The sequence below is a fragment of the Paenirhizobium cremeum genome, assembly GCF_047553425.1.
GTDB classification, from domain to species: Bacteria; Pseudomonadota; Alphaproteobacteria; order Rhizobiales; family Rhizobiaceae; genus Allorhizobium; species Allorhizobium cremeum.
On the sequence record NZ_CP180217.1, the window covers coordinates 2,197,811 to 2,224,477 of the forward strand.

General features: G+C 62.0%; 22 protein-coding genes and 1 tRNA gene. 10 read left to right on the top strand and 13 right to left on the bottom strand.

All coding sequences use genetic code 11. From position 1 onward, the window contains the following. Positions 1-236: 236 nt before the first annotated feature. Positions 237-312, bottom strand: a tRNA-Ile gene (locus ACLBKR_RS10875). Between the two features lie 158 nt (positions 313-470). Here ACLBKR_RS10875 and ACLBKR_RS10880 point away from each other — a divergent pair. Next, positions 471-1,211: an SIMPL domain-containing protein gene (locus ACLBKR_RS10880; protein WP_113339130.1), complete on the top strand. Its 741-nt coding sequence runs from the start codon at positions 471-473 to the stop codon at positions 1,209-1,211. A gap of 277 nt (positions 1,212-1,488) precedes the next feature. Here ACLBKR_RS10880 and ACLBKR_RS10885 read toward each other — a convergent pair whose 3' ends face one another. After that, the gene (locus ACLBKR_RS10885; RefSeq protein WP_112831647.1) at positions 1,489-1,833 is read right to left on the bottom strand and encodes a hypothetical protein; all 345 of its coding nucleotides are present in this window, start codon (positions 1,831-1,833) and stop codon (positions 1,489-1,491) included. Between the two features lie 252 nt (positions 1,834-2,085). Continuing rightward, entirely contained in the window at positions 2,086-2,508 is a 423-nt protein-coding gene (locus ACLBKR_RS10890) for a secondary thiamine-phosphate synthase enzyme YjbQ (RefSeq protein WP_113339131.1), read from the bottom strand. 258 nt (positions 2,509-2,766) lie between these two features. Between ACLBKR_RS10890 and ACLBKR_RS10895 the strand changes: the two genes are divergently transcribed. After that, positions 2,767-3,237, top strand: coding sequence for a heme-degrading domain-containing protein (locus tag ACLBKR_RS10895; protein WP_113339132.1), 471 nt, complete (start codon positions 2,767-2,769; stop codon positions 3,235-3,237). Positions 3,238-3,250: 13 nt separating this feature from the next. Here the strand turns inward: ACLBKR_RS10895 and ACLBKR_RS10900 are convergent, their stop codons facing one another. Both ACLBKR_RS10900 and ACLBKR_RS10905 read right to left on the bottom strand, forming a co-directional pair. After that, positions 3,251-3,598: a nuclear transport factor 2 family protein gene (locus ACLBKR_RS10900; RefSeq protein WP_113447219.1), complete on the bottom strand. Its 348-nt coding sequence runs from the start codon at positions 3,596-3,598 to the stop codon at positions 3,251-3,253. A 66-nt stretch (positions 3,599-3,664) separates the two neighbouring features. After that, positions 3,665-4,555 carry a LysR family transcriptional regulator ArgP gene (locus ACLBKR_RS10905; protein WP_113447218.1) on the bottom strand — a complete coding sequence of 297 codons (891 nt, stop codon included), beginning with the start codon at positions 4,553-4,555 and terminating at the stop codon, positions 3,665-3,667. A 101-nt stretch (positions 4,556-4,656) separates the two neighbouring features. Between ACLBKR_RS10905 and ACLBKR_RS10910 the strand changes: the two genes are divergently transcribed. Next, complete coding sequence (locus tag ACLBKR_RS10910; protein WP_113447217.1) at positions 4,657-5,265, top strand: LysE/ArgO family amino acid transporter; 609 nt, start codon at positions 4,657-4,659, stop codon at positions 5,263-5,265. A gap of 77 nt (positions 5,266-5,342) precedes the next feature. After that, positions 5,343-6,491: an amidohydrolase gene (locus ACLBKR_RS10915; protein ID WP_414899314.1), complete on the top strand. Its 1,149-nt coding sequence runs from the start codon at positions 5,343-5,345 to the stop codon at positions 6,489-6,491. A gap of 22 nt (positions 6,492-6,513) precedes the next feature. Here the strand turns inward: ACLBKR_RS10915 and ACLBKR_RS10920 are convergent, their stop codons facing one another. Beyond that, the gene (locus ACLBKR_RS10920) at positions 6,514-7,506 is read right to left on the bottom strand and encodes a DUF930 domain-containing protein (protein ID WP_113447215.1); all 993 of its coding nucleotides are present in this window, start codon (positions 7,504-7,506) and stop codon (positions 6,514-6,516) included. A 331-nt stretch (positions 7,507-7,837) separates the two neighbouring features. Between ACLBKR_RS10920 and ACLBKR_RS10925 the strand changes: the two genes are divergently transcribed. Together ACLBKR_RS10925 and ACLBKR_RS10930 are read left to right on the top strand one after the other, a co-directional pair. Further along, entirely contained in the window at positions 7,838-8,497 is a 660-nt protein-coding gene (locus ACLBKR_RS10925; protein WP_113447343.1) for a peroxiredoxin, read from the top strand. A gap of 369 nt (positions 8,498-8,866) precedes the next feature. Beyond that, positions 8,867-9,004: a DUF2798 domain-containing protein gene (locus ACLBKR_RS10930; RefSeq protein WP_414901770.1), complete on the top strand. Its 138-nt coding sequence runs from the start codon at positions 8,867-8,869 to the stop codon at positions 9,002-9,004. 58 nt (positions 9,005-9,062) lie between these two features. On the opposite strand, the gene rpoD is transcribed toward ACLBKR_RS10930, so the two are convergent. The 3 genes from rpoD to ACLBKR_RS10945 all read right to left on the bottom strand — a co-directional run bounded on the left by rpoD (position 9,063) and on the right by ACLBKR_RS10945 (position 14,266). Further along, the gene (gene rpoD / locus ACLBKR_RS10935; protein WP_112831664.1) at positions 9,063-11,129 is read right to left on the bottom strand and encodes an RNA polymerase sigma factor RpoD; all 2,067 of its coding nucleotides are present in this window, start codon (positions 11,127-11,129) and stop codon (positions 9,063-9,065) included. A 524-nt stretch (positions 11,130-11,653) separates the two neighbouring features. Then, the gene (gene dnaG, locus ACLBKR_RS10940) at positions 11,654-13,654 is read right to left on the bottom strand and encodes a DNA primase (RefSeq protein ID WP_414901772.1); all 2,001 of its coding nucleotides are present in this window, start codon (positions 13,652-13,654) and stop codon (positions 11,654-11,656) included. A gap of 162 nt (positions 13,655-13,816) precedes the next feature. Next, a complete protein-coding gene (locus tag ACLBKR_RS10945; RefSeq protein WP_244709676.1) occupies positions 13,817-14,266 on the bottom strand; it encodes a GatB/YqeY domain-containing protein in 450 nt (149 codons plus the stop codon). A gap of 315 nt (positions 14,267-14,581) precedes the next feature. Here ACLBKR_RS10945 and carA point away from each other — a divergent pair, with 315 nt between their 5' ends. Next, on the top strand, positions 14,582-15,787 hold the full coding sequence (gene carA / locus ACLBKR_RS10950; RefSeq protein WP_113447341.1) for a glutamine-hydrolyzing carbamoyl-phosphate synthase small subunit: 1,206 nt from the start codon (positions 14,582-14,584) through the stop codon (positions 15,785-15,787). Positions 15,788-15,823: 36 nt separating this feature from the next. On the opposite strand, the gene ACLBKR_RS10955 is transcribed toward carA, so the two are convergent. Then, entirely contained in the window at positions 15,824-17,224 is a 1,401-nt protein-coding gene (locus tag ACLBKR_RS10955) for an MATE family efflux transporter (RefSeq protein WP_113447340.1), read from the bottom strand. Positions 17,225-17,381: 157 nt separating this feature from the next. Further along, entirely contained in the window at positions 17,382-18,287 is a 906-nt protein-coding gene (locus tag ACLBKR_RS10960; RefSeq protein ID WP_113339141.1) for a LysR family transcriptional regulator, read from the bottom strand. A 114-nt stretch (positions 18,288-18,401) separates the two neighbouring features. Between ACLBKR_RS10960 and ACLBKR_RS10965 the strand changes: the two genes are divergently transcribed. After that, positions 18,402-19,394 carry an aldo/keto reductase gene (locus ACLBKR_RS10965; protein WP_414899315.1) on the top strand — a complete coding sequence of 331 codons (993 nt, stop codon included), beginning with the start codon at positions 18,402-18,404 and terminating at the stop codon, positions 19,392-19,394. Between the two features lie 79 nt (positions 19,395-19,473). On the opposite strand, the gene ACLBKR_RS10970 is transcribed toward ACLBKR_RS10965, so the two are convergent. Together ACLBKR_RS10970 and ACLBKR_RS10975 are read right to left on the bottom strand one after the other, a co-directional pair. Further along, positions 19,474-20,403 carry a neutral zinc metallopeptidase gene (locus ACLBKR_RS10970; protein WP_414899316.1) on the bottom strand — a complete coding sequence of 310 codons (930 nt, stop codon included), beginning with the start codon at positions 20,401-20,403 and terminating at the stop codon, positions 19,474-19,476. A gap of 108 nt (positions 20,404-20,511) precedes the next feature. Continuing rightward, complete coding sequence (locus ACLBKR_RS10975; protein ID WP_414901775.1) at positions 20,512-21,231, bottom strand: DUF1868 domain-containing protein; 720 nt, start codon at positions 21,229-21,231, stop codon at positions 20,512-20,514. A gap of 277 nt (positions 21,232-21,508) precedes the next feature. Here ACLBKR_RS10975 and carB point away from each other — a divergent pair, with 277 nt between their 5' ends. Together carB and ACLBKR_RS10985 are read left to right on the top strand one after the other, a co-directional pair. Then, positions 21,509-25,003 (top strand): carbamoyl-phosphate synthase large subunit, encoded by a 3,495-nt coding sequence (gene carB / locus ACLBKR_RS10980; RefSeq protein ID WP_414899317.1) that lies wholly within the window; start codon positions 21,509-21,511, stop codon positions 25,001-25,003. A gap of 107 nt (positions 25,004-25,110) precedes the next feature. Continuing rightward, positions 25,111-26,646 (top strand): MFS transporter, encoded by a 1,536-nt coding sequence (locus ACLBKR_RS10985; RefSeq protein ID WP_414899318.1) that lies wholly within the window; start codon positions 25,111-25,113, stop codon positions 26,644-26,646. Positions 26,647-26,667: the final 21 nt, after the last annotated feature.

Genomic DNA, 26,667 nt, shown 5'->3' on the forward strand with positions numbered 1-26,667 from the left:
GCCTCGACCTCGCTCCCTGAAGCCGCTATTTTGGGCGCCGCCGGTCTTTCGGCTAGTTTGCCATCCGAAGGTTTTACAGGGGCGGTGTCTGTCCTAGCGCGCCTGCCGGCACAGTCCTCAATTCTGCATCCGTTTCTTCCCGCATGCGCGGGCAACACACCTTCGGAAAGTTCGCCACCAAGGCAGAACGCGCTTCATTCCCGCATTGCGGAAGACACCTGTTTTAAATGAGGAAATGGTGGGCCCGGAGGGACTCGAACCCCCAACCAAGCGGTTATGAGCCGCCGGCTCTAACCATTGAGCTACAGGCCCGGCCCGTGCGACGGGCGGCCGCGCGGACAATGGCACCCGCGACGGTTGGACCGCTCTAACCCAATTCGCCGGAGGCGACAAGCCTTTGCCGCAATAGCTTCACAATCTCCGGTCAACAAGGCAAGGGACAGGGACGCTTCAGGAAAAAGGAATCAACGATGACCAGCCGCAAGACCGGGGGCCTCGCCCTCGCCGCATTGATCTCCACCGCACTGATTGCGCCCCTGCCGGCATTGAGCGCCGAGGCGGAAAGGCGCGAAGCCACGATCATGGTCTCCGGCGAGGGCGAGGCCGCCCTTGCCCCCGACATGGCCATGCTGACGCTGAGCGTCGTGCGCCAGGCCAAGACGGCCGAGGAGGCGATGAAGGCCAACAACGAGGCGATGGCCAAGGTCCTCGCCGATCTGAAGGAAAAAGGCGTCGCCGAGCGCGACCTGCAGACGTCGGACTTCTCGGTCCAGCCCCAATATCGCCAGGAAAAGCCCGCCGATGGCAACTACGAGGCACCCGAGATCGACAGCTATCTCGTCACCAACACCCTGACGGTTAAGGTGCGCGACCTCTCACAACTGGGCGGCCTGATCGATGCGAGCGTCAAGCTCGGAGTGAACCAGGGCGGCAACATCACCTTCGGCAACGACGACCCGAAGGAAGCCGTGACCGAAGCGCGCAAGCAGGCGGTGGCGGAAGCCATCGAAAAGGCGAAAACGCTGACGGAAGCCGCAGGCGTTCGCCTCGGCCGCGTGGTCGATATCAGCGAAAACTTCGCGAGGCCGGTGCCGCAACCGATGTATCGCATGGCCATGGCCAAGGAGATGGCGGCCGATGCGGTACCGGTGGCCAGCGGCGAGAACCGCTACACCGTCACCGTCAACATTACCTACGCGATCGAGCAATAAGCACCCGGTTCACCGGGATCTCACGCAAAACAGGAAGGCAGGATGTCGCATCCTGCCTTCCTTCTCGTTCTTGGCCCCGTGATCGATGATCGACCCACTGTTTGTGCAGGAGCCCGGGCAAACGCCAGCTTTCCATCTTCGTCCCAATCTCGCTTCTGTGGGAAACACGCTTGCGAGCAGGTCGAACCGGGCCAATCAGGAGGGCCGGAAGAATGGTCAGGCCGGCGGGCGAGGCGGCTGAATTTCCGCGCCGACCCGCCGGCGATGTTCATCATGCTCAGTAGCGGATGATGGGGCAGCCGCTCACATTGGCGAAAACCATCCGGTCGAAATCGCCGTGGCGAACGCCGGCAACCACCACGCGGCGCGGTGTGACATCGTGGATGCGGGCGCGGTGCAGTCCGCTCCAGCGTGCCTTTTCGACGGCTTCGCCGGGGAAGCAGCCGCGCGGGCGGTGATGGCGGCGCTCATAGCCACCGCGGCCGTAATCCATCTCCATGCCGTAGCCGGGACGGTCGTGGCCGAAGCGCCAGCCGTCGGCCGCCGCCGTCGAAACGGTGACGAAGGTTGCACCAAGGGCGATCAGTGCGGCAAGGCCGGTCTTTGCGAAAACACTTTTCATTGTCTCTCTCCTCATCTGGGAACTTCGACTGTCATTCCCGCTTGCCTCAGCGATTGAGAAGAGACTATCGGCCAGCGCCTGAATGCGATCCGAACCGGTCATTCAGCCAGGGTTCACACGGGCGAATGCCGAAAGAAGCCGGCTCGAAACCGAAACCCCTTCGTGATGCCCGCGGTCTTGCTTCAGATCGTCCCGGTCCCCGTTCAGCCGCTTGGCGGCAAGACCGCCGCCCGCCCCTCCGGGCGATAAGTCTCAGGACGAGCAATGCAGGACGACCTCGCGACGATGCGGACGATCGCGATGCTCGAAGAGGTAGATGCCCTGCCATGTGCCGAGAAGCAGGCGCCCACGGCTGAAGGGAATGCCGATCGAGACCTGTGTCAGCGCCGCCTTGATGTGCGCCGGCATATCGTCCGGCCCCTCGTCCCGATGAATGATCCATCGCATCGCCGGATCGTCGGAAGGCGGCACCAGCCGTGCGAAGAAAGCCTTGAGGTCGCGCTGAACGGAAGGATCGGCGTTTTCCTGAACGATGAGGGAACAGGACGTGTGCCGGACGAACACGGTCAGAAGCCCCTCCTGCGCATCCGTATCGGCGAGAAAGGATGCAGCCTCGCCGGTGAATTCGTAAAGGCCCTGCCCGCTGGTTGAAATGCTGAGTGATCGCAACGTCATTGCCGCTTTCCTTTTTCTGCCGCCTCTCCACCGCGGAATATATCGGGGCGCGTTTCCCGCCATGATAAACGACTTTCCAAAACGATGATTGTCCCGGCCATGCGCGGTGGCAGGCAAAAGCCGAAGGCCTCTCATGCCGAAGACCGGTGGATGCCGGGTGTCAGGTCGATCCATGCGTCGCCGGGATCGGCCTGACGCTCTAGCCAGACGACAGCACCCGCTATAGTCTCCCGCCGCACGGAAAAAGAGGAAAACGACATGACTGCCGACAAGACCGACCTTCTCGCCATGATCGACGCCCAGGAAGCGAAGCTGGTCTTCCCGTCCTTCGACGAGGACACGGCGATCGAGATCGGGAAACGTCTGCTGAAGCGGGCGCGGCGCGACAAGGCGCCTGTCGTCATCGACATCCGCACCCCCGATCGCGTTCTGTTTCATGCCGCCCTGCCCGGCTCCTCGCCGGATAACGACCATTGGGCGCGGCGCAAGAGCAATGTCACGCTGCGTTTCCACAAAGCCTCGCTCAGGATCGGCGAAAGCTACCGCCAGAAGGCACGAACGATCGGCCCCGATTACGGGCTGGATCCGCTGGACTATGCGGCCCATGGTGGAAGTTTCCCCGTGCGCGTGGCCGGCACCGGCGTCATTGCCGCCATCACGGTCTCCGGCCTGGCCTCCGAGGAAGATCACGCAATGATCGTCGAGGTTTTGGAAGACTACCTGAAGTGATCGGCGCCGGCAGTTACGGCGCGCTCGAAAGATAGAGGCTGAGGCGGGAAAACCGCTCGCCTTCCTTTTCGAACACCATGACGCAGGGAAGCGAGGCAGCCTCGCCGGCGGCGATGTCCATCGTGCCGTCGACCGCTCCCCGCAGGCCGCCTTCGTCCACCATCACCACGCTGTTGACAAAGCGGGCATCGTGGCGCGGCAGATAGGCCGCAAGCGTATCCCGCAGGGATTCGAGGCCGATCACCCGCATGCCATCCGGCATGTCGAGAGCCGCATCGGCATCGAACAGCCCAACGAAAACGGAAAAGTCGCGTTGGTTGAGGGCGTTCAGCGCCTCCGATATTTCCCGCTTGAGGGTCATCGTCCATCCTTCCTTGTCCACCAACAAGGCAATTAGCGCCCCGCGCGCCGCCGGCAAGGGAGCATGTCACGGCAAATCCTGCACCAGCACTTGCCGGGCGGCCGCCAGCACCGCCTCGGTCAGCGACTTGAGAGCCGGCCCCGCCGACCGGCTCCAGTGCCAGTAGAGCGGCACGTCGAGCGGATGACCGGGCAGCAGCACGACAAGCCTGCCGTCGGCGACAGCGTCTCCCACGAGGATTTCCGGGTTCATCCCCCATCCCAGTCCGGCGAGCGTCCCATCGACGAAACCGTGCGACGACGGCAGCCAATGGGTGGGTGGCGAGAGATCCGCCCCGGCGACAAGCGCCAGCCAGCGGGATTGCAGCATATCCTTGGCATTGAAGGTCAGCGTCGGGGCGATTGCCAGCCGCTCGGGCGTGACGCCATCGGGAAACCAGCGCTCCATGAAAGCCGGGCTCGCAGTCGCGAAATAGCGCAGGCGACCGAGATAACGGCAATCGCAGCCCTGCACGGGCTGGGACGAACTGCTGACAGCGGCCCGGACCTCGCCGCGCCGGAGCCAGTCCGCGCTATGATCCTGGTCATCCAACACCAGATCGTAAAGGAAGGCGTCAACCGCCGCCATCGCCGGTACGAACCATGTCGCGAGACTGTCGGCATTGACGGCGAGCCGCAGGCTCGGAGTTCTCGCCATGTCCGCAAATGCGCCGAGATCGCGTCCAAGCCCCGCCTCAAGCAACGCAACCTCCTCCGCATGGCGGAAAAGTCTCTGGCCGGCCGGCGTCGGCTGGCATGGCTGGCCGCGCACCACCAGAACCGCCCCCACCCGCTCCTCCAGCGCCTTGATCCGCTGCGAGATCGCCGAGGACGTCAAACCCAGTTGCCGCGCCGCCTTTTCGAAGGAACCGGTGCGAAGAATAGCAGCGAGTGCCGAAAGCTGGTCATAATCCAGCACTAGATTAGCTCTCCTAATGATACAAAAGAATATTTAATTTTTCTAATTTCGCTATCAAGCTTAGTCAATCCAGGTAAAACAGAACCGGGATTTCCATCGCCATGCCAGCCTCCGCCGCCCTTGCGGGCTTTTTCCTTGGCCTCAGCCTGATCGTCGCCATCGGCGCGCAAAACGCCTTCGTTCTGCGTCAGGGATTGCAGGGCCGCCACGTGCTTGCCATCTGCCTCACCTGCGCCGCCTCCGACGCACTGCTGATCGCCGCGGGTGTCGGTGGCTTCGCAACCATGATTTCCAGCATCGGCTGGCTCGATCCCTTGCTGCGTTACGGCGGCGCCGCCTTTCTGGCCTCCTACGGCCTGCGCAGCCTGCGTTCGGCCGCCAGCGGCAATAGCGCGCTGACGGTAAGGGGCGATGCCGAACAGAGCCTTGCGGCGGCCCTTCTCACCTGTCTGGCGCTGACATGGCTGAACCCGCATGTCTATCTCGACACCGTGGTCCTGCTCGGCTCGATCTCCACCCGCTATCCCGGAAAAGAGTTCGCCTTCGCAGCCGGCGCGACCAGCGCCTCCTTCCTTTTCTTCTTCTCGCTCGGTTATGGCGCGCGCCTGCTTCGCCCGCTCTTCGCGCGCCCCGCCGCCTGGCGTCTCCTCGATGGCCTGATCGCGCTGGTGATGGGGACCATCGCCTTCAATCTCGTGTCGAGCGGCTGATCTCCGGAGCATCCGCGATAGGCACCCGCGGCAAAGCGGTGTAGACCTGTCGCCAACATATTCTGCCAGGGCGAGCCATGTTCCTTACCAATCACGATCTGGTTGATCTCATCAACCTTCGCCGCGACCTTCATCGTCATCCCGAAATCTCCGGCGAGGAGCAATGGACGGCCGCTCGCATCGTTTCCTTCCTTGCACCGCTCAAACCCGCGAGAATCCTCAGGGGTCTCGGTGGCCACGGCGTTGCCGCGGTCTTCGAGGGAGCGGCGCCCGGTCCGACGCTTCTTTTCCGCTGCGAGCTGGATGCCCTCCCGATCGAGGAGAAATCCACGGCGCCCTACCGCTCGACCGTTCCGGGCAAGGGCCATCTCTGCGGCCATGACGGTCATTCGACCATCATGACGGCGCTCGCCCTCGGCCTTTCACGCCAACTGCCGAAACGCGGCCGCGTCGTGCTGCTGTTCCAGCCGGCGGAGGAAACCGGAGCGGGTGCTGCGGCGGTCATCGCCGACCCCGGGTTCCGGGAGATCACGCCAGACTTCGCCTTTTCCCTGCACAATCTGCCGGGCCTTCCGCTCGGGCATGTGGCGATCAAATCCGGACCGGTAAACTGCGCCTCGCGCGGCATGCGCATCGCCCTTTCCGGCAAGACGGCCCATGCCTCGCAGCCGGAGACCGGCATTTCCCCCATGTTCGCCATCGCAACCCTGATGCCGGCGCTAACAGGTCTTTCGCGAAGCGCTCCGCCCGCCCCGGATTTCCGGCTGGCGACCGTCACCCATGCCTCGCTTGGCGAAAAGGCCTTCGGCATTGCGCCCGGCGATGGCGAAATCTGGGTGACGCTTCGCACTCTGACCGACGACGGCATGGCCGATCTCTGCAGCGAAGCGGAAGCGCTCGCCCGTTCCGCCGCCGAAAGCGGCAGCCTCGGCCTCGACATTTCCTATGACGACATATTCCTGCATTGCGAAAATGCACCAGAAGCCGTCGATCACCTCATCCGCGCGCTCGATGCCGAAGGCGTCTCCCATGACGAACGCAATCTGCCGATGCGGGGCTCGGAAGATTTCGGCCGCTTCCGCGCCATCGCCCCTTCCGCCATGTTCTTCCTCGGCTCCGGCGAAACCCACCCCGCCCTTCACAATCCCGATTACGACTTCCCCGAGGACCTGATCGCCATCGGCGCAAGGATTTTCATGCGGGTCGTGCGGCATATTCTGGAATAGCGGAAATTCGGCGGGCGGCCGCTTAACGGTAGCGGTCAATGCCACGCTTCTTCCATTCACTGCGCGGGACGGGCTCTCCGACGGCGAAACTGAAGTCGACGACCCGCGTCGCGTCGTCGTCAACCGTACAGCGCATGGCGAGATTGTACCATTCACCGTTCCCGTCGCCGAAAGCTACCCGCGGAGCGTTAATAACGTTGCCGGACCTCAGATTGAACTCTGGAGCCCACTTCATATCCCTTGAAGGAGAAGCTTGAGAAAGCTGGACGTCCAATTCCGTTCCGCAAAGTCTGTTAATGCGCTCACCACGGCTTTCGCCGGCCATGGCTGACATAGTAACCAAATCATCGGCCACCGACGCCGAATAAATGCGCTTTACCGGTTTCGGGACCAACTGAACCTCAGCCTCTGCCGTGCCGTCCGCTTTTGTCGGCTTGGCCGGTTTCGGCGGCGGCGGCGCGGCAAGCGCTAGCGCCTGATCGGTCGGGAACTCCGTCTCGCCTTCCTCGACCGCGCCCCCATCAACGGGTTGGTCGACGCTTTCCGTTGTATTTTCAGGCTCCGCCTCGGCCGGTAACTCGCCGGCCTTCGCCGCCTCAGGCTTCTGCTTTTCCTCTATTGGCGGGGTTTCCACCGACTTATCGACTTCTTTCCCCTCAGCATCGCCGCGAAGATCTCCACGCGTGCCGCTATCCTTCTCGCCAAACAAGGTCGCGGGTTTCAGGACGGGCACAGGCGGCGGAGGCTCCTCGGCCTTTTTCTCTTCGACTGGCGGCGGAGGAGGAGGAGGGGGTGGCTCCGCCTTCTTTTCCTCTTCCTTCTTCGGCTCCTCGGGCTTCGGCTTTTCCTCCGGCGGTGGAACCAGTTCCACCGCAACGCTCTCTTCCTCTTGCGGCAATGCCGGCAGAGCCGGGAGCTTCATCAGGAACACGGCAAGGACGATGAGATGCAGGGCAACGGAAAGCACGAGCCCCCTGCCCCATCTGTCCAGGAATTTTGCCGGTTTGTTTTGCATGAGAACGAAGGAAGCCCTGTCACGTTACGGGAGATGTGGTCCCAAACGGAAGCGTCATCAAGTGACAAATTCGAAAGCCCCCGTGAAATGCGACCGTATTGAGGAACGGGCCGGCATTTTGAAACCCGTCAACTTCTTTTTCCGCACGCTCTGCAAGTGCGAAAAGCTGGCGGGCGAAATGCCCCACCGGAGCGGATTTGATTTGCCGCTCGGAATTGAAAGTAAGAATTTCCCACCCTGAAATGCGCCGCGATGAGCATGGCTTTTGCCGACGTGACACGGAAAACCTGTAATGATCCGATCCATTATCAAATTCGAGAGGAGAAAGATCATGAGCTTGCGCATCAACCAGACCGCGCCGGACTTCACCGCCGAAACGACGCAGGGCACCATTCATTTCCACGACTGGATCGGTGACAACTGGGCGGTCCTCTTCTCCCATCCGAAGAACTTCACGCCGGTCTGCACCACCGAACTCGGCACCATGGCCGGCCTCGAAGGCGAATTCCGCAAGCGCGGCGTCAAGATCATCGGCATCTCCGTCGATCCGGTCGAAAGCCACGCCAAGTGGAAACAGGACATCCGGGTCGCAACCGGCTTCGACGTCGAATATCCGCTGATCGGTGACAACGACCTCAAAGTCGCCAAGCTCTATGACATGCTGCCGGAGGATGCCGGCGAAAGCTCGGAAGGCCGCACGCCCGCCGACAACGCCACCGTTCGCTCGGTCTACGTCATCGGCCCCGACAAGAAGATCAAGCTGATCCTCACCTATCCGATGACCACCGGCCGCAACTTCGACGAGATCCTGCGCGCCATCGACTCGATCCAGCTGACCGCCAGGCATCAGGTCGCAACACCCGCCAACTGGAAGCAGGGCGACGACGTCATCATCACCGCCGCCGTCTCCAACGAAGACGCCATCACCCGCTTCGGCTCCTTCGAGACGGTACTGCCCTACCTGCGCAAGACCAGGCAGCCGACGGTCTGAACGAGAAGCACAATAACGATATCCCGCCGCATGAACTCGGCGGGATATTTATTGGAAACGCGGTTTTCGCACATAACCTCGTTTCATGTGGCAATCCACAACAGGCTGGACGAAAGCGAAAAAGAGGCATATGAGGAAGCCGCGCCCGCCAGAGGGAGCCGTAAGCGTCTGACGTTAGGCTACGCATATCAATCCGGATCATCCAGGTGATGACGATGATATGTGAAATGCCGTCACGGGATGATCCAATAAGTTGGAAAATTCATCATGAAGCTTACACGCCTGCCTGCACGCTACGCAGGAATCCTTATGCCTCTGGTCCTCTCGATATTGATGACATTCGTCGTTTCCGGTGTCTCGACCGTAAAGATGATCGGATTTCACCGGGACGTCATCTCCTTCTGGATGCCCGCATGGGGGATATCCTGGCTTATCGCATTTCCAACTTTGCTTGGCGCGACCCCGATCGCACGAGGGATCGTGCGGGCGGTAACCCGCCCAGCCTGACAAAAAAGCCCGGGCTGCTGTTTGCAGACCGGGCCTCTCAAGCATTGACTGAATATTCTCAGCTGTCCAGGAACGAACGCAGCTTGCGCGAGCGGCTCGGATGCTTCAGCTTGCGCAGGGCCTTGGCCTCGATCTGACGGATACGTTCGCGGGTCACCGAGAACTGCTGGCCGACTTCTTCGAGCGTATGGTCCGTGTTCATGCCGATACCGAAGCGCATGCGGAGCACACGTTCCTCGCGCGGCGTCAGCGAGGCGAGAACACGGGTCGTGGTCTCGCGCAGGTTCGCCTGGATGGCGGCATCGATCGGCAGAAGCGCGTTCTTGTCCTCGATGAAATCGCCGAGATGCGAATCCTCTTCGTCGCCCACCGGGGTTTCGAGAGAAATTGGCTCCTTGGCGATCTTCAGGACCTTGCGGACCTTTTCGAGCGGCATGGCGAGCTTTTCTGCCAGTTCTTCCGGCGTCGGCTCGCGGCCGATCTCGTGCAGCATCTGGCGCGAGGTACGAACGATCTTGTTGATCGTCTCGATCATGTGAACCGGAATGCGGATGGTGCGGGCTTGGTCGGCGATCGAACGGGTGATCGCCTGCCTGATCCACCATGTGGCATAGGTCGAGAACTTGTAACCGCGGCGGTATTCGAACTTGTCGACCGCCTTCATCAGGCCGATATTGCCTTCCTGGATGAGGTCGAGGAACTGCAGGCCGCGGTTCGTGTACTTCTTGGCGATCGAGATAACCAGACGGAGGTTGGCTTCCACCATCTCCTTCTTGGCGATGCGGGCTTCGCGTTCGCCCTTCTGAACCATATGCACGATACGGCGGAATTCCGAGATCGAAATACCGGTTTCGGTCGCCAGATTCTGGATCTCCGCACGGATGTCGCGGATCGTCTGGTTTTCTTCCCTGGCGAACTCCTTCCAGCCGCGCGCAGCCAGATTGCCGATCGACTTCATCCAGTTCGGATCGAGTTCGGCACCCTGATACTGCTCGAGGAAGGCCTCGCGCTTGACGCCGTAGGATTCGGCAAGGCGCAGCAGGCGGCCTTCGTTCTGAACGAGACGCTTGTTGATGTCGTAAAGCTGCTCGACCAGAGAATCGATGCGATTCTGGTTGAGCGACAGGGACTTCACCGCCGTGATGAGCTGGTCCTTCAGTTCCTTGTAGCGTCGCTCCTGGCCGGAGGAAAGCGTGCCGGTACAGGCGAGACGCGCCTCCACCTGCTGGTCCTGCAGCTTGCGCAGCTTCTTGTAGGTGTCGGCGATGAGGTCGAGCGTTTCCATGACCTGTGGACGCAGTTCCGCTTCCATGGCGGCGAGCGACAGGTTGGATTCGTCCTCGTCCTCTTCCTCTTCTTCCGGCGGCAGGCCCTCGCCGCCGATGGCCGTGATGTCATCGTCGTCGGAAGCGGCAGACTGCGGACGGCGCTTGGCTCGTTCCTTTTCCTTCTCTTCCGCGGCCTTGCGGTCGGCCTCGATCTTTTCCGGGCTCTGGAACTGCGGAGCAGCCTTCGCCTCGGGACCGGAATAGGTCGTTTCGAGGTCGATGATTTCACGCAGAAGCGTGGTGCCTTCGTTGAGCTCGTCGCGCCAGATAATCAGTGCCTGGAAGGTCAGCGGGCTCTCGCAGAGACCGGAGATCATCGTCTCGCGGCCGGCCTCGATGCGCTTTGCAATGGCGATTTCGCCCTCGCGCGACAGAAGCTCGACCGAGCCCATCTCGCGCAGATACATGCGCACCGGGTCGTCGGTACGGTCGGTCGGTTCCTTCTTCTTCGCGGTCGCAAGCGCCGTGCCGGAGGTCGGGGCGAGTTCGCCGCCCTCGCTGTCGCTGTCATCGCTGTCGTCGCTGTCCTCGGAAGCCGCAGCCTCCTCGGCTTCTTCGTCCTCAATGACGTTGATGCCCATGTCCGACAGCATCGCCATGGTGTCTTCGATCTGTTCGGAGGTGACTTCCTCCGACGGCAGAACCGAATTCAGCTCGTCCATGGTGACGTAGCCGCGCTTCTTGGCGGCCTTGATCATCTTTTTGACCGCGTCATCCGAAAGGTCGAGAAGCGGACCATCCGTTGCGCCATCGCGTTCGTTGTCTGCTTCTTCGTTTTCTTTGACTTTGGATGCCATCTAATTCGTCGCTTTCCCTGACGTCTGATCTTGCCGCACGCTGCAAGGCGGATAGGCTGCCCCCGCGGCCCCTGCCCGCTGCGAATACAGTCAATGACCTAACGGAATGTTGCTTAATTCCCGATTAACTATGGGCGTCGAGACCATTGCGCCGAGCCCCGTTGTTTCTGCATGACCGGTCATGGTACGAGAGATCCGCCTGAACCCACTTCACCCTTGTATGCCTGAAATGGTGATTCCCACAATTTTCTCTGGCGTCAAGCTCTTCCGACATCAAAACCAAAAGAAAAGCGGGGAAATCCGGCCGCTCCGCACAATAGTGACCGCTTGGGGCAGATGTAGGACGGTTGCCGCAGGAAACAAGGGGCAAGCGCCATTTGCCAAAGCCCCGGACACGAACACTGTTCGACACTTCCACCGAAACCGTAAATGATCGCATCGCTGGACATTGCCACCGCCTTCGCCGCAACCCGCCATCCGGCTGCGAATCGCCCTCTCCACTCCGTTCGAGAACGGCGGCTTACTTACACGCCGTGACCGTTGGCGGCGCCCTTCACCCGTCCCGACATGACGCCGAAGCCATCGATGATCGCCTCCTGGTTTTCCATGCGCGTGACCTCAAGCTGCACCTGATGCAGCGCGCCGATGAGCTGGCCGATACGGTCGGCATCCTCGGCCTCTGTCGCCTCGGCCACTTCGCGCTCCAGTTCCATCCGCTGACGCCGCAGCGCCTTGGCGCGTTTGTGCAGCGAATGCGCCTGCCCATAGGCTTCCCGTGCATCCTCCGCAGCCGCGATTTCGGTCGCGACCCAGAGCCGCGCATTGCGGATCTGCTGATCGAGGCTTTTGATCAGCGCTCCGTGCCCCTGTTCCTCCAGACGCGCGATCAGCTTTTCCCGCGTCAGCTCGGCCCCGGCGCCGGCCGCCGCCGTCAACAGGGAGGACCAGAGCTTCTGCAGCTCGCGGTTCTCGTAATCGATCGAGGCGATCTCGTCGTACTCGTCCTGCAGAAGCTGGGGATGATTGACGATGGTGAGCGCCAACACGCTCTCGCGAAGTGCTGGCTGGTCCTGATGTCCCTTGACGAGACCGGAACGTGCCAAACGGTCCGAAATCCCGCCTCCGATGGCAGAATAGCCGCCCGGAGGCCGGCCGGTCCGGCCGTTGTCGCGTCCACGCCCGCCGCGGTTAGCGTCGAACCCGCCTCGCCTTTCGCCGCGATTGTTCGAAGCCCCCTGAAAGAAGGCGTTCAGCCGGTCGCGGACATCCTGCTGATAGTGCCGCCGGACGTTTTCGTCGGCAATCACCGAAATTACCTGCTTCATCCGCGCCTCGAGCTCGGCGCGTTTTTCCGGCGTGTCGTACTGCCCGGCGCCTGCCTCGCGCAGCCAGACCATTTCGGCAAGCGGCCGCGCTTCCGAAAGCACCTTGTCGAAGGGCGTGCGACCGTCGTGCTTGACAAGGTCATCGGGGTCCTTGCCGTCGGGCAGCATGGCGAAACGCACCGATTTGCCGGGTTTCAGATGCGGAAGCGCCAGATCCACCGCCCTGAAGGCCGCCCGCTGGCCGGCCCCGTCGCCATCGAAGCAGAGCACCGGCACCGGTGTCAGTTTCCACATGAGGTCGAGCTGGTTTTCGGTAAGCGCCGTACCAAGAGGAGCAACGGCGTTTTCGACCCCCGCCTGATGCAGCGCGATCACGTCCATATAGCCTTCGACCGCGATGATCGTGTCGGCTCCGCCGGCGCCCTGAAGGGAACGGCGCGCGCGGGAAAAATTGAAGAGCACATTGCCCTTGTGGAAGAGCTCTGTCTCCGGCGAGTTCATGTATTTCGCCATGGCGTCCTGCGCCATCGCCCGCCCGCCGAAGGCAATCACCTTGTCGCGCGAAGACAGGATGGGAAACATGATGCGGTCGCGAAAATAATCGTAGGAAACCGGGATATCCGGTCCGTGGCGCACCAACCCGCAGGCCTCTATCTGTTCCTTGGGCACGCCCTTTGACGCGAGATGTTCCTTGAGCGCGTTGCGGCTCTCCGGCGCATACCCCAACCGGAAGGTCTCAATCGTGCGGCCGGACAATCCGCGCTCACGCAGATAGGCGCGCGCCCGTGCACCGTTCGCCGTCTGGAGCTGATCCTGAAAGAACTGCGTCGCCAGTTCCATGACGTCCAGCAGCGTCGTACGCTCGCGCTCCCGCTGCTGCGCCTGCAGGTCGGGCTTAGGCATGGGCACGCCCGCCATCTCAGCCACCTGCTCCACGGCCTCCGGAAAGCTCACCCCCTCGAGATCGGTAAGAAAGCGGAAGTGGTCGCCGGTCACCCCGCAACCGAAGCAGTGATAGCGTCCCTTGCGGTCCTCACAATGAAAGCTCGGACTTTTCTCGCCATGAAACGGGCAACAGGCCCAATAATCGCCACGCGAGACGTTGGTCTTCTTCCTGTCCCACGAGACGCGACGGCCGATCACGGCCGAAATCGGCACGCGGTCACGGATCTCGTCAAGAAACTCGTTGGAAAAGCGCATCATGTCCTCGGGCTAGCCATTTTCATATAGGCTGGCATTTTATCAAACGCTACCGCCCTCTATCACCATGCCCGCTATTCACAGGCCACGGAAATCGGAAAGCTGAAAACAAAAACTCCGCCCGAAGGCGGAGCTCCTGTTTCCATTGGCGATCCGAACCGCTTACTTCAAGAGATCCTTCACCACGCCGGATGCCTTGGCGAAATCCATCTGGCCGGGATAACGCTCCTTGAGCAGCGCGATGCACTTGCCCATGTCCCGGAGCCCCTGGGCGCCGACCTCCTGAATGGCGGCGGCTGCGAGTTCGCTCACCTTCGCGTCGGAGAGCTGCTCCGGCATGAACGTCTTGATGATCTCGATTTCCTCGCGTTCCTGCTGGGCAAGTTCCGGCCGCGCATTGTCGGCATAGATTTTGGCCGACTCCTCACGCTGCTTAATCATCTTGGTCAGGATCTGCATGATCTCGTCGTCGCTGACCGGGTCCTTGCCCGCGCCGCGATTGGCAATGTCGCGATCCTTGATCGCGGTCTGGATCAGCCGCACTGTGGACGTACGGCGGGTATCCTTGGCCTTCAAAGATTCCTTCAGGGAATCGGCGAGTCTGTCGCGCATCATATTCCTTCTCCATGGAAAAGCCGGCTTGCAGGCTTCACCGATTGTGGCTTTTCCTTGTCATTTCCGCCGAAGCAATAGCCAGTCCGACACGCCCGCGCAAATCAATTACACAACCCATTGAAATACATGGGAGTTAATCCAACGAAGACAATTGACCGCAGGGATCGATCCGTCTATTTTCCGGCACCTGCACGAAAATTGTCATCAGGGCGGAAAGCGCGCATTGTCGCGCGCCCTCGATCTGCGACATAAATGGCCCTCAGGCCCCGTTCCTTCAAGGACCGGCGGTTTGCGGCCGGACAAGGAACGAACATGACCTCGACAGCCCCATGGACCACCCGCAAGCCGACCGCCCTTCTGGTTCTCGCCGACGGCACCGTCATCGAAGGACAGGGCATAGGCGCAACAGGCAAGGTCCAGGCAGAAGTCTGCTTCAACACGGCGCTCACCGGATATGAGGAAATCCTCACCGACCCCTCCTATCTCGGCCAGATCGTCACCTTCACCTTCCCGCATATCGGCAATGTCGGCACCAACGAGGAAGATATCGAGGACCTGACGCCCGCCGCCCGGCGCGGCGCTGTCGGCGTCATCTTCAAGGCCGACATCACCGATCCCTCCAACTACCGCGCCGCCAAGCATCTCGACGCCTGGCTGAAGGCCCGCGGCATCATCGGCCTGAGTGGCATCGATACCCGGGCATTGACCGCCTGGATCCGCGAGCACGGCGCGCCGAATGCCGTCATCGCCCACGATCCGAACGGCGTCTTCGACGTCGACACGCTGAAAACCGAGGCCAAGGCCTGGAGCGGCCTCGTCGGCCTCGACCTCGCCATCGAGGCGACCTCCGGCCAGTCCTCCGAATGGAAGGAAAAGCCCTGGGTCTGGAACGAAGGCTATAGCGAACTCGATCCGGCCGGCGCGAAGTATCACGTCGTCTGCGTCGACTACGGCGTGAAGCGCAACATCCTGCGCCTCTTCACCGGCCTCGATTGCCGTGTGACGGTGGTTCCCGCCAAGACCTCGGCCGAAGACATCCTGGCGCTCAATCCCGATGGCATCTTCCTGTCGAACGGCCCGGGCGACCCGGCCGCCACCGGCGAATATGCCGTGCCGGTCATCCGCAAGCTCGTCGAAAGCGGCCTTCCGGTCTTCGGCATCTGCCTCGGTCACCAGATGCTGGCGCTGGCGCTCGGCGGCACCACCGTCAAGATGCATCAGGGCCATCACGGTGCCAACCATCCGGTCAAGGACTACACCACCGACAAGGTCGAGATCGTCTCGATGAACCACGGCTTCGCAGTCGACAAGAACAGCCTGCCGGAAAGCGTTGAGGAGACTCACGTTTCCCTGTTCGACGGTTCCAACTGCGGCCTGCGCCTCGTCGGCAAGCCCGTCTTCTCGGTCCAGCATCACCCCGAGGCCTCCCCCGGCCCGCAGGACAGCCACTATCTCTTCCGCCGCTTCATCAACATGGTGCGCGAGAAAAAGGGTGAGCCGGCGCTGGCAGAGCGTTGATCGGACTCCCTCATTGGAGACAGCAGAACGGCCCGGTCAGATCCGGGCCGTTTTCATTTCGAAACGCACCCGGTGGAAGAAGCGCAGGCACAGCATGACGGAGGCGGTCAGGAGACCGATCAAGAACCCCATCCAGATGCCGACGCCGCCATAACCCAGGGGAAAAGCGATGAGCCAGGCCAGGAAAAAGCCGACCGGCCAGTAGGCGATCAGCGCCAGCAGCATTGGAACCCTCGCATCCTTGAGACCGCGCAACAGGCCGGAGGCGATCGCCTGCAAGCCGTCGACCAGCTGGAAGATACCGGCGATCACCACCAGCGGGCCGGCGAAGTCGAGCACGGCTGCGGCGTCCGGGGTATGGGCGTTGATGAAGGCGCTGCTCAGCAACCGCGGCATGGAATAGAACAGAATGCCGCCCGAAAGCGACATCAGGCTGGCGATCCCGAGCACGGCGATCGCCGCCCGTATGAGATCGGGATAATCGCCCCGCCCATGCGCGAGACCGATGCGGACCGTAGCCGCCTGCGACAGTCCGAGCGGGAACATGAAGGCGATGGAAGCGAGTTGAAGCGCGATACCATGCGCGGCAAGCTCGATCGTACCGATCTTGCCCATCAGCAACGAGGCGGCGGCAAACAGACTGACCTCGGCCAGAACGGTCACACTGATCGGCAGGCCGAGATGCACGACTTCCCAAAGCGCATGCCAGTCCGGCCGCCAGAACCGGACGAAAAGCTCGTAGCGGCGCGTCTCCTCGCGTGTCTCGATATAGGCGACCATGAACAGGAAACTTGCCCACTGTACCGTGACGGCGACGATGGCAGCGCCTGTCATGCCGAGCGCCGGCAGACCGAAATGACCAAGCACCAGCGCATAGGCCAGCACCGCATTCATCACCAGCACGGCCAGCGTCACATAAAGGATGATACCTGCCCTGCCGGTTGCGCTGACGAGCGAGCGCAGCACGGCGAAAAGCAACGCCGGCAGCAGGCCGAACTGAACGATCATCACATAATGGGCAGCGAGTGAGGCGACTTCCGGCTTCTGCCCGAGCGCCAGCAGGATCGTCTCGGCATGAAAGAACAACGGCGCCGTCATCAGCGTGTAGGCGATCGACACCCACATGCCCATGCGGATGGAACGGCGGACGGACACGGCGTCCCCGCGTCCATAGGCCTGCGCGACCATCGGAACGACGGCAATGGAAAAGCCGGACCCGAAGATGAAGATGGTGAAAAAGAACTGTCCGGCAAGGACCATAGCGGCGAGCGACTGCGCACCGAGCTGGCCGACAATCACCACGTCCGTCGTGTGGATACCGAGCTGCGCAAGCTGGGCGCCGATCAGCGGGATGCCGAGCTTCAACGTCGCGAGAATATGCGACCGCCAGCTTGCTGCACCGGGCCTTGCGACCGAAATTGAGGCTTGCGTATTCATGATGGCACCCAAGACGAAAAAAGCCGCTTCCAGAGATGACTGGCGAGCGGCGCGCGACCTTTGCATAAGGGAAACGCCGGAGGGGAGCAAGGCGGGCTTTTCATCGAGAAATAAATATCGTGGACGCTTCACATTAACTGATAGGTTGCGGGCAGGCCTATTTTTCCGCCGCCCGATCGTGGCGCACGAAATCCACGAACGCCTTCAGCGGAGCCGGCATGTAACGGCGGCTCGGATAATAAAGGAACGGACCTGAAAAAGACTGTTCCCAGCCTGGCAGCACGGGCAGCAATGCGCCGGAAGCGAGGTCATCGCGCAGGAATTCCTCGAAGGTGAAGATGATGCCGAGCCCGGCGCGCGCGGCGGCCAGTTCCAGATCGATGGATTCGGCGATCAGGCGGGGCTGCGGATGAACCGTTATCGTCTCGCCATCACGTTCGAACGCCCAGGAGACGGTACGCCCGCTTGCAAAACGGTGCAGGACAGCCTCATGGCCGACAAGTTCGCGCGGATGGGAAGGCGCGCCGCGCCGCTCGATATAGGCGGGAGCGGCAGCGCCCATATAGCTCTGGCGGCGCGGCCCGAGCGGTATGGCGATCATGTCCTGATGCAGCGCCTCCTCGTAGCGCACGCCGGCGTCATATCCTTCCGCCAGCACGTCGACAAAGGTATCGTTGACCGAAACCTCCAGGATAATCTCCGGATAGGCCGCGAGGAACCGGCTGGCGATGTCCGGCAGGATGTTGCGGGCGACGATACCCGGCACATTGAGCCGCAGCCGACCCGCCGGCCGGTCGCGAAAGCTGTTGATCGCATCGAGCGCCGTCTCGATCTCGGCAAGTCCGGGTGTCAGCCGTTCCAGAAGCCGCTCTCCGGCGTCGGTCAGCGTCACGCTGCGGGTCGTCCGGTTGAAAAGCCGCACGCCGAGCTGCGCTTCCAGCCGTCGCATCGCCTCGCTTAGAGAGGACGCGGAAACCCCGCGCAACTTGCCCGCCGCCCGAAAGCTGCGAAGGCGCGCGATGGTGGCGAAGGCGTCGAGCTCCGCAAGCGGTAGATTGCTCATTGTGCAAAAATCCAAACAGGCTGTTTCGTTTGCATCGGATTATCGCACAAAGCGTCAGGAGGTAAAAAGAGCTGCGGCGACATCCTCGCCACGGAATTTCGAAAGGAGCCCAAAATGCAGATTGCAAAACTCGGCCGGACCGGCCCCTCCGTCTCCCGCTTCGGCCTCGGCTGCATGGGAATGTCCGGCATGTATGGCGATGCCGACCGGAACGAGAGCATCGCCACCATCCACGCAGCCCTCGATGCCGGCATCAACCTGCTCGACACCGGCGATTTCTACGGCATGGGTCACAATGAGATGCTGATCGCCGAAGCCCTGAAGGGCCGCCCCCGCGACACTGTCCTGCTCAGCGTCAAATTCGGAGCCCAGCGCGATCCGGCAGCCGGCTGGATCGGGTTCGATGCCCGTCCCGCGGCTGTGAAGACCGCACTCGCCTATACGCTCCAGAGGCTCGGCGTGGACCATATCGACATCTACCGCCCGGCACGCCTCGATCCCGCGGTGCCCATCGAAGATACAATCGGCGCCATCGCCGACATGGTGAAGGCAGGCTTCGTCCGCCACATCGGCCTTTCCGAAGTCGGCGCCGACACGATCCGCCGCGCCGCAGCCGTCCATCCGATCGCCGACCTGCAGATAGAATATTCGGTCATCTCCCGCGGCATCGAGGACAGGATACTGCCCACCTGCCGCGAACTCGGCATCGGCATCACGGCCTATGGCGTGCTGTCCCGCGGCCTCATCAGCGGCCACTGGCAGCCTGCCGGAATAGGCAGGAATGACTTCCGTGCCCACTCACCCCGCTTTCAGGGCGAGAACGCAACCCACAATCTCGCGCTCGCGGAAGCGCTCGGCAAGGTCGCGGCTTCGAAAGGCATGACGACCGCTCAGGCCGCAATCGCCTGGGTTGCCGCCCAGGGTGACGACATCGTGCCGCTGATTGGAGCCCGCCGCCGTGATCGCCTTAAGGAATCCCTCGGCGCAGCGGATTTCTCCCTGACCCCGGAGGATCTGGCGGCGATCGAACGCGCCGTGCCGAAGGGCTCTGCCGCCGGCACGCGCTACGCGGAAGCACAGATGGCGCATCTCGACAGCGAGAAGTGACCTTCAGACATGAAGGCGGCCCGGTCGAAGCCGGGCCGTTCCTGATTTCATTTCGTCCCGACGCAGACCTTTAGCCGCATCAGATCGATCCGGAGAAAGTGTCGCAAGCCTCGACCTTGCCGCTGTCGAAGCCGCGCTTGAACCACTTCATCCGCTGGGCGGAGGTACCGTGATTAAAGCTGTCGGGAACGACATAGCCCTGGCTGCGCTTCTGCAGCGTGTCGTCGCCGATCTGCCTGGCGGCGTTGAGCGCTTCTTCGAGATCGCCCGATTCAAGCAATCCCTTCTGCTCCGTATACTTGCCCCAGATGCCGGCAAAACAATCCGCCTGGAGTTCGACGCGCACCGACATCTGGTTGGCCTCGACCTCGCTCATCGACTGCCGCATCTGGTTGAACTTCGGCAGGATGCCGGTGAGGTTCTGCACGTGATGGCCGACCTCATGCGCGACGACATAGGCTTCGGCAAAGTCACCGGATGCGCCGAATCGATTGCTGAGTTCCCGGAAGAAATCCGTGTCGAGATAGACCTTGCGATCGCCAGGGCAGTAGAACGGCCCGGTAGCGGAGGAAGCGGTTCCGCAGGCGGAAGCCGTCCGGCCGGCAAACAGGACCAGCGTCGGTTCTTCGTAGGTCTCCCCTGCAGCCTTGAAGATACCGTTCCAAGTATCTTCCGTCTCGGCAAGGACTGTACGGACGAAAGCCGTCATCTCGTCGCTTGCTGGCTGCGAGGGTCGCTCACCGACCGATTGCTCGTAGCCCGAACCCTGCTGCTGCATCGAGCCGTCGCCCAGCAGCTGCAGCATGTCGATGCCCATCATCTTCAGGACGAAGTAGATCACGATCAGGAAGACGATCGTTCCGATGCTCATCCCGCCGCCGCGCCGTCCGCCCGAGGGGATCTGGATACCGGATCGCCCGAACGGATCGCGCCCCATGCCGCTACGGCCGGTCGAGGAACCGCGCCGGTCTTCAACATTGTCCGATTGACGTCGGCCCTTCCATTCCATGATGCTCATCCTCTCCACCGGGCAAGTCACGCCCTTGGAAACAGTCTATAATGCAAACCGTTCCCTGCGGCCACGCTAATTGAGAGAATGCAGTTGAAACCGACCCTCTCAGGCAGGGTCGAAGACAAGCAGTTCCTCGAAATGGTTCATGTCCTCGAAAGCACAGAAGGCCGGTGGTCTGAGCGCTATCACCGGCGAACGGGCGCGAATCTCGTCCACCACCGAGTGAAGGAAAGGGGCCCAGGCCACAATTGTCGAATCGTCAAACCGCTCCTTGGGATAAGCGAAACTGATGTGAAAGACATAGCTTTCGTGGTCCGGATGGCGATAGCCGAACAGATCGGCGAAGCGGTCTCGCCAGGATTTCAATCGAGATCGGTCCGCAGCTGTCACACCATCGAGCGTCAATCCCGCCGGGGTCGCCCCGGTCACTTCCATCTCGAACGGCGAGTCCGGCTCAAAACCCGCCAGGCGATCCAGAAAAATTGCCGTCATGTCATCGATCGGGGTGTCGAGCGGCACATCGACCGGCCAGTACGGCGGCCTGCGGCGATATTCGATGACCCCCTGAAACAGGGTCATGTGCAGGCTGGAGATCGGCGTGAAGGCAAGCTGATCTGCCCCCGCCATCGCGAGATAGCGGGCCCGTGCATCGATAATGGCCCGTTCGCCTTCGGAACCCGGCAACAGATGGCAGACGACGGTATTGCCCGGTTCCGGAAGGAACACGCCGGCCGGATTGTATCGTGTCCCGAGATGCGGAAGAGGTCCGGGCGTCAGCGTCCGGGAAAAGGAGTGCAGATACGGAGGAAGCGCTTCGAGGATCATTGATGGCACGGTCATGAAACAGCCTTGGTAACGAGGAAGCACAAGGACTATCCGCGCAGCAACAAACCCATGTGACAAACGGATGAATTCGTTCCCCGAAAAGCGGCTGATCCGCCCTCCCCAACTTTCATGCCTTTCTCGTCATTTAAGGGGTTGGTTTGCGCGAGAGTTTTCCCTATAAGCCCCTTCTAGCCTGAAAAGACCCTCGTTTGCGCCCCGGCCGGTGAAAGATCACCCTGGCCGGTTTTTCGCGCAACCTGAAAATGGAAATGAGCCCATGCCGAAGCGCCAAGATATCAAGTCCATCCTCATCATCGGCGCAGGGCCGATCGTCATCGGCCAGGCATGCGAATTCGACTATTCCGGCACACAGGCCTGCAAGGCGCTGAAGGAGGAAGGCTACCGGGTCATCCTGGTCAATTCCAACCCCGCGACCATCATGACCGATCCGGGCCTTGCCGATGCGACCTATGTCGAACCGATCACACCGGAAGTCGTCGCCAAGATCATTGCCAAGGAACGCCCGGATGCGCTCCTGCCGACCATGGGCGGCCAAACGGCGCTGAACACCGCCCTTTCTCTGAAGCGCATGGGCGTTCTCGATCGCTATAACGTCGAGATGATCGGCGCTAAGCCCGCCGCCATCGACAAGGCCGAGGACCGTGCGCTCTTCCGCGAAGCCATGGCGAAGATCGGCCTCGAAACGCCGAAGTCGATGCTGGCGAATGCGACGGAAATCAAGGATGCCGACCGCAAGACCCACGAAGCGGCGCGCGCCGAGTTGAAGGCAAAGCTCTCCGGCGCGGAACTAGACAAGGCGCTCGACAATCTCGAGAACCAGTGGAACCTCGGCGAAAGCGACCGCAAGCAGCGCTATATGGCCCACGCCATGGCAATTGCAGCTCAGGCGCTCGACCATGTCGGCCTGCCGGCCATCATCCGTCCCTCCTTCACGCTGGGCGGCACCGGCGGCGGCATCGCCTACAACCGCTCGGAATTCTTCGACATCGTTTCCGGCGGTCTCGATGCGTCGCCCACCACCGAAGTGCTGATCGAAGAATCGGTGCTCGGCTGGAAGGAATATGAAATGGAAGTCGTCCGCGACAAGGCGGACAACTGCATCATCATCTGCTCGATCGAGAACATCGATCCGATGGGCGTCCACACCGGCGATAGCATCACCGTCGCGCCGGCGCTGACGCTGACCGACAAGGAATACCAGATCATGCGCAACGCCTCGATCGCGGTGCTGCGTGAGATCGGCGTCGAGACCGGCGGCTCGAACGTCCAGTTCGCCGTCAACCCGAAGGACGGTCGCCTCGTCGTCATCGAAATGAACCCGCGCGTCTCGCGCTCCTCCGCGCTCGCCTCCAAGGCGACCGGCTTCCCGATCGCCAAGATCGCAGCCAAGCTCGCCATCGGCTACACCCTGGACGAGTTGGAAAACGACATCACCGGCGGCGCCACCCCGGCTTCGTTCGAACCGTCCATCGATTATGTCGTCACCAAGATCCCGCGCTTTGCCTTCGAGAAATTCCCCGGCGCCGAGCCGACGCTGACCACCGCCATGAAGTCGGTTGGCGAAGTGATGGCGATCGGCCGCACTTTCGCAGAGTCCCTTCAAAAGTCGCTTCGCGGCCTTGAGACCGGCCTGACCGGCCTCGATGAGATCGAGATCCCCGGCCTCGGCACCAATGGCGACAGCGGAGACGACAAGAACGCCATTCGCGCCGCAATCGGAACACCAACGCCGGACCGCCTTCGCATGGTCGCCCAGGCACTGCGCCTCGGCATGTCGCCGGAGGAAGTGCACGAGGGCTGCAAGATCGATCCGTGGTTCATCGCCCAGTTCAAGGCGATCGTCGACATGGAGGCCCGCATCCGCGAACACGGCCTGCCCGACGATGCCGAGAACCTGCGCATGCTGAAGGCCATGGGTTTCTCCGACGCACGTCTCGCAAGCCTCACCGGCAAGCGCCCCAAGGAAGTCGCCGAACTGCGCAACAGACTGAACGTACGCCCGGTCTACAAGCGCATCGATACCTGCGCCGCCGAGTTTGCCTCGCCGACCGCCTATATGTATTCGACCTATGAAACGCCCTTCGTCGGGGCTGCCCGCTCGGAAGCGCAGGTTTCCGACCGCAAGAAGGTCGTGATCCTCGGCGGTGGCCCGAACCGCATCGGCCAGGGTATCGAGTTCGACTATTGCTGCTGCCACGCCGCCTTCGCCCTGAAGGATGCCGGCTATGAAGCGATCATGGTCAACTGCAACCCGGAAACGGTCTCGACCGACTACGACACCTCCGACCGCCTCTACTTCGAGCCGCTGACGGCCGAAGACGTGATCGAGATCATGCGCGCCGAGCAGGAAAACGGCACGCTCGTCGGCGTCATCGTCCAGTTCGGCGGCCAGACCCCGCTGAAGCTCGCCGAAGCGCTGGAAAAGAACGGCATACCGATCCTCGGCACCGCTCCGGATGCAATCGACCTCGCCGAAGACCGCGACCGCTTCCAGAAGCTGCTGATGAAGCTCGATCTCACGCAGCCCAACAACGGCATCGCCTACTCGGTCGAGCAGGCCCGCCTGGTCGCCGCCGAGATCGGCTTTCCGCTGGTCGTGCGCCCGTCCTATGTTCTCGGCGGCCGCGCCATGCAGATCATCCACAATGAGAGCATGCTGCAGACCTACCTGCTGGACACCGTTCCGGGCCTCGTTCCGGAAGACATCAAGCAGCGTTACCCGAACGACAAGACCGGACAGATCAACACCCTGCTCGGCAAGAATCCGCTTCTGTTCGACAGCTACCTGACCAATGCCATCGAGGTGGATGTCGATGCGCTGAGCGACGGCGAAACCGTCTTCGTCTCCGGCATCATGGAGCATATCGAGGAGGCCGGCATTCACTCGGGCGATTCGGCCTGCTCGCTGCCCTCGCGTTCGTTCACCCCCGAGCTTCTCGACGAACTCGAACGCCAGACCAAGGCAATGGCGAAGGCGCTGAACGTCGGCGGCCTGATGAACATCCAGTACGCCATCAAGGACGGCACGATCTACGTGCTCGAAGTCAACCCGCGCGCCTCGCGCACCGTGCCTTTCGTAGCAAAGACCATCGGCGCGCCAATCGCCAAGATCGCCGCCCGCATCATGGCCGGCGAAAAGCTGGACGCCGCGATTGCCGCCTATGGCAAGAAGCCAGACCCGCGCAACCTTAAGCACATCGCGGTCAAGGAAGCTGTCTTCCCGTTCGCCCGCTTCCCCGGCGTCGACACACTGCTCGGTCCGGAAATGCGTTCGACCGGCGAAGTGATCGGCCTCGACACCGATTTCGCGCTCGCCTTCGCCAAGAGCCAGCTCGGCGCCGGCGTCGAGCTGCCGCGCGAGGGAACGGTCTTCGTATCCGTCCGCGACGAAGACAAGGAGCGCGTCCTGCCGGCCGTGCGCCTGCTGACGGGAATCGGTTTCAAGGTTCTGGCGACCGGCGGCACCCAGCGTTTCCTCGCCGAGCACGGCATCGAGGCGGTCAAGATCAACAAGGTGCTGGAAGGCCGTCCGCATATCGAGGATGCCATCCGCAACCGGCAGGTTCAGCTCGTCTTCAATACGACCGACGGAAACAAGGCGATTTCGGACTCCAAGTCGCTGCGCCGCGCCGCCCTGATGCAGAAGGTGCCCTATTACACCACGATGGCAGGCGCGCTCGCCGCCGCACAGGCCATCGAGGCCCTGAAGAAGGGGCAACTCGAAGTTCGTCCGCTGCAGAGCTACTTCTGAAATGCCGATGGAACAGCCGGAAGACCGGCTGTTCCATCACAATTTGACATTTGTCTATTTACCCGGAGAAGGCAAATATCTGCGTCCCGAGTCGCGGAGGACTTCTCATGAATGACACCGGCAACGTCCCCGAAACCGCTGGACGTCGTGAATGGATCGGACTTGGCATCCTTTCGATCGCCTGTCTGATCTATTCCATGGACTTGTCCGTGCTGTTCCTGGCCATGCCCGCGATCACCACCGATCTCGACCCCTCGGCCGCCGAACTTCTCTGGATCAACGATATCTACGGCTTCATGGTGGCGGGCTTTCTCGTGACGATGGGCACGCTCGGCGATCGCATCGGCCGTCGCAAGGTGCTGCTGATCGGCGCTGCCGCCTTCGGTGCGGCTTCCGTCTTTGCAGCGTTTTCGACGACGGCCCAGATGCTCATTCTCGCCCGCGCCTGTCTCGGCGTCGCGGGAGCGACCATCGCGCCTTCGACCCTCTCGCTGGTCGTCAATCTGTTTGCGAACGAAAACGAACGCAACCGTGCGATCGGCATATGGGGGACCGCCTTTTCCCTTGGCGGCCTGATCGGCCCGCTGATCGGCGGGGTCCTGCTCCAATACTTCCACTGGGGATCGGTCTTCCTGATCAATGTTCCGGTCATGCTGGTGCTCATCATCGCCGCTCCCTTCCTGCTGCCGGAATATCGCGGTGAGGAGGCGGGTCGGATCGACCTGCCGAGCGTCGGCCTCTCGCTGGCGACCGTTCTGCCGATCATCTATGGCTTCAAGAAAATCGCTACCGACGGCATGGCTCCCCTCTATTTTGTGCCTGTCGCCTTGGGGCTTGCCTTTGGCGCGCTTTTCGTGCGGCGGCAACGCCGCCTTCCCGATCCGCTGATCGACCTTTCGCTGTTCCGGATACCGGCGTTTATGGCCTCCCTGCTCGTCAATCTGGCCGGCGTTTTCTTCGTCTTCGGCATTTTTCTGTTCCAGAATCAGTATCTGCAGCTTGTCGTCGGCCTCACGCCGCTTCAGGCAGCCCTCTGGTCCGGTCTGCCCGGCCTCGTCTTTACCGTCATGTCGCTCCAGGCCTATCGCATCACCAATCGGCTGGGCGCGGTCAGGACGGTGCTGCTCGGCCTGCTGGTCAATGCCGTGGGCGCGGCGATCATGGCGATTGCCGCCTATCATGAGAGCCTGTTCGGCGTTCTGGGCTCCAGCGCCCTGATCGCCCTTGGCTTCGTGCCGGTCATCCTGACGACGACCGGACTGATCGTGGGTTCGGCCCCGCCGGAACGCGCCGGCGCAGCATCGGCGATCTCGGAGACCAGCGCGGAATTCGGCGGGGCGCTGGGCGTCGCGCTGCTGGGCAGCCTCGGCAGCGTCATCTACCGCTTTGCGATGACGGGCGTGGATTTCGGCGGCCTCTCCGCCGAGAGGGCGGAGGCAGGCCGCGCGACGCTCGCCGGAGCCGTTGACGCCGCCCGAGGCATCGACGGCCCGGCGCCATGGCTCGACCTTGCCCGCAGCAGTTTTTCGCTCGGCTTCGCCGCATCCTGCCTGGTCGCCGCAGTGACGCTGGTGCTGCTCGCAGTCCTCGCCCGCAGCGTCTACAACCTCAATCCCGTGCCGGAAAACGCCTCGACCCACTGAACCGCCCGACACCTCAACCGC

What these genes read in the sequence shown, in the direction of transcription:
- ACLBKR_RS10880 (WP_113339130.1), top strand. Translation starts at nt 471, where the DNA reads ATGACCAGCCGCAAGACCGGGGGCCTCGCCCTCGCCGCATTGATCTCC.
- carB (WP_414899317.1), top strand. Translation starts at nt 21,509, where the DNA reads ATGCCGAAGCGCCAAGATATCAAGTCCATCCTCATCATCGGCGCAGGG.
- ACLBKR_RS10915 (WP_414899314.1), top strand. Translation starts at nt 5,343, where the DNA reads ATGTTCCTTACCAATCACGATCTGGTTGATCTCATCAACCTTCGCCGC.
- ACLBKR_RS10985 (WP_414899318.1), top strand. Translation starts at nt 25,111, where the DNA reads ATGAATGACACCGGCAACGTCCCCGAAACCGCTGGACGTCGTGAATGG.
- ACLBKR_RS10960 (WP_113339141.1), bottom strand. Translation starts at nt 18,287, where the DNA reads ATGAGCAATCTACCGCTTGCGGAGCTCGACGCCTTCGCCACCATCGCG.
- ACLBKR_RS10925 (WP_113447343.1), top strand. Translation starts at nt 7,838, where the DNA reads ATGAGCTTGCGCATCAACCAGACCGCGCCGGACTTCACCGCCGAAACG.
- ACLBKR_RS10955 (WP_113447340.1), bottom strand. Translation starts at nt 17,224, where the DNA reads ATGAATACGCAAGCCTCAATTTCGGTCGCAAGGCCCGGTGCAGCAAGC.
- rpoD (WP_112831664.1), bottom strand. Translation starts at nt 11,129, where the DNA reads ATGGCATCCAAAGTCAAAGAAAACGAAGAAGCAGACAACGAACGCGAT.
- ACLBKR_RS10910 (WP_113447217.1), top strand. Translation starts at nt 4,657, where the DNA reads ATGCCAGCCTCCGCCGCCCTTGCGGGCTTTTTCCTTGGCCTCAGCCTG.
- ACLBKR_RS10920 (WP_113447215.1), bottom strand. Translation starts at nt 7,506, where the DNA reads ATGCAAAACAAACCGGCAAAATTCCTGGACAGATGGGGCAGGGGGCTC.
- ACLBKR_RS10945 (WP_244709676.1), bottom strand. Translation starts at nt 14,266, where the DNA reads ATGCGCGACAGACTCGCCGATTCCCTGAAGGAATCTTTGAAGGCCAAG.
- dnaG (WP_414901772.1), bottom strand. Translation starts at nt 13,654, where the DNA reads ATGCGCTTTTCCAACGAGTTTCTTGACGAGATCCGTGACCGCGTGCCG.
- ACLBKR_RS10965 (WP_414899315.1), top strand. Translation starts at nt 18,402, where the DNA reads ATGCAGATTGCAAAACTCGGCCGGACCGGCCCCTCCGTCTCCCGCTTC.
- ACLBKR_RS10975 (WP_414901775.1), bottom strand. Translation starts at nt 21,231, where the DNA reads ATGATCCTCGAAGCGCTTCCTCCGTATCTGCACTCCTTTTCCCGGACG.
- ACLBKR_RS10930 (WP_414901770.1), top strand. Translation starts at nt 8,867, where the DNA reads ATGATCGGATTTCACCGGGACGTCATCTCCTTCTGGATGCCCGCATGG.
- ACLBKR_RS10885 (WP_112831647.1), bottom strand. Translation starts at nt 1,833, where the DNA reads ATGAAAAGTGTTTTCGCAAAGACCGGCCTTGCCGCACTGATCGCCCTT.
- ACLBKR_RS10890 (WP_113339131.1), bottom strand. Translation starts at nt 2,508, where the DNA reads ATGACGTTGCGATCACTCAGCATTTCAACCAGCGGGCAGGGCCTTTAC.
- ACLBKR_RS10900 (WP_113447219.1), bottom strand. Translation starts at nt 3,598, where the DNA reads ATGACCCTCAAGCGGGAAATATCGGAGGCGCTGAACGCCCTCAACCAA.
- carA (WP_113447341.1), top strand. Translation starts at nt 14,582, where the DNA reads ATGACCTCGACAGCCCCATGGACCACCCGCAAGCCGACCGCCCTTCTG.
- ACLBKR_RS10970 (WP_414899316.1), bottom strand. Translation starts at nt 20,403, where the DNA reads ATGGAATGGAAGGGCCGACGTCAATCGGACAATGTTGAAGACCGGCGC.
- ACLBKR_RS10895 (WP_113339132.1), top strand. Translation starts at nt 2,767, where the DNA reads ATGACTGCCGACAAGACCGACCTTCTCGCCATGATCGACGCCCAGGAA.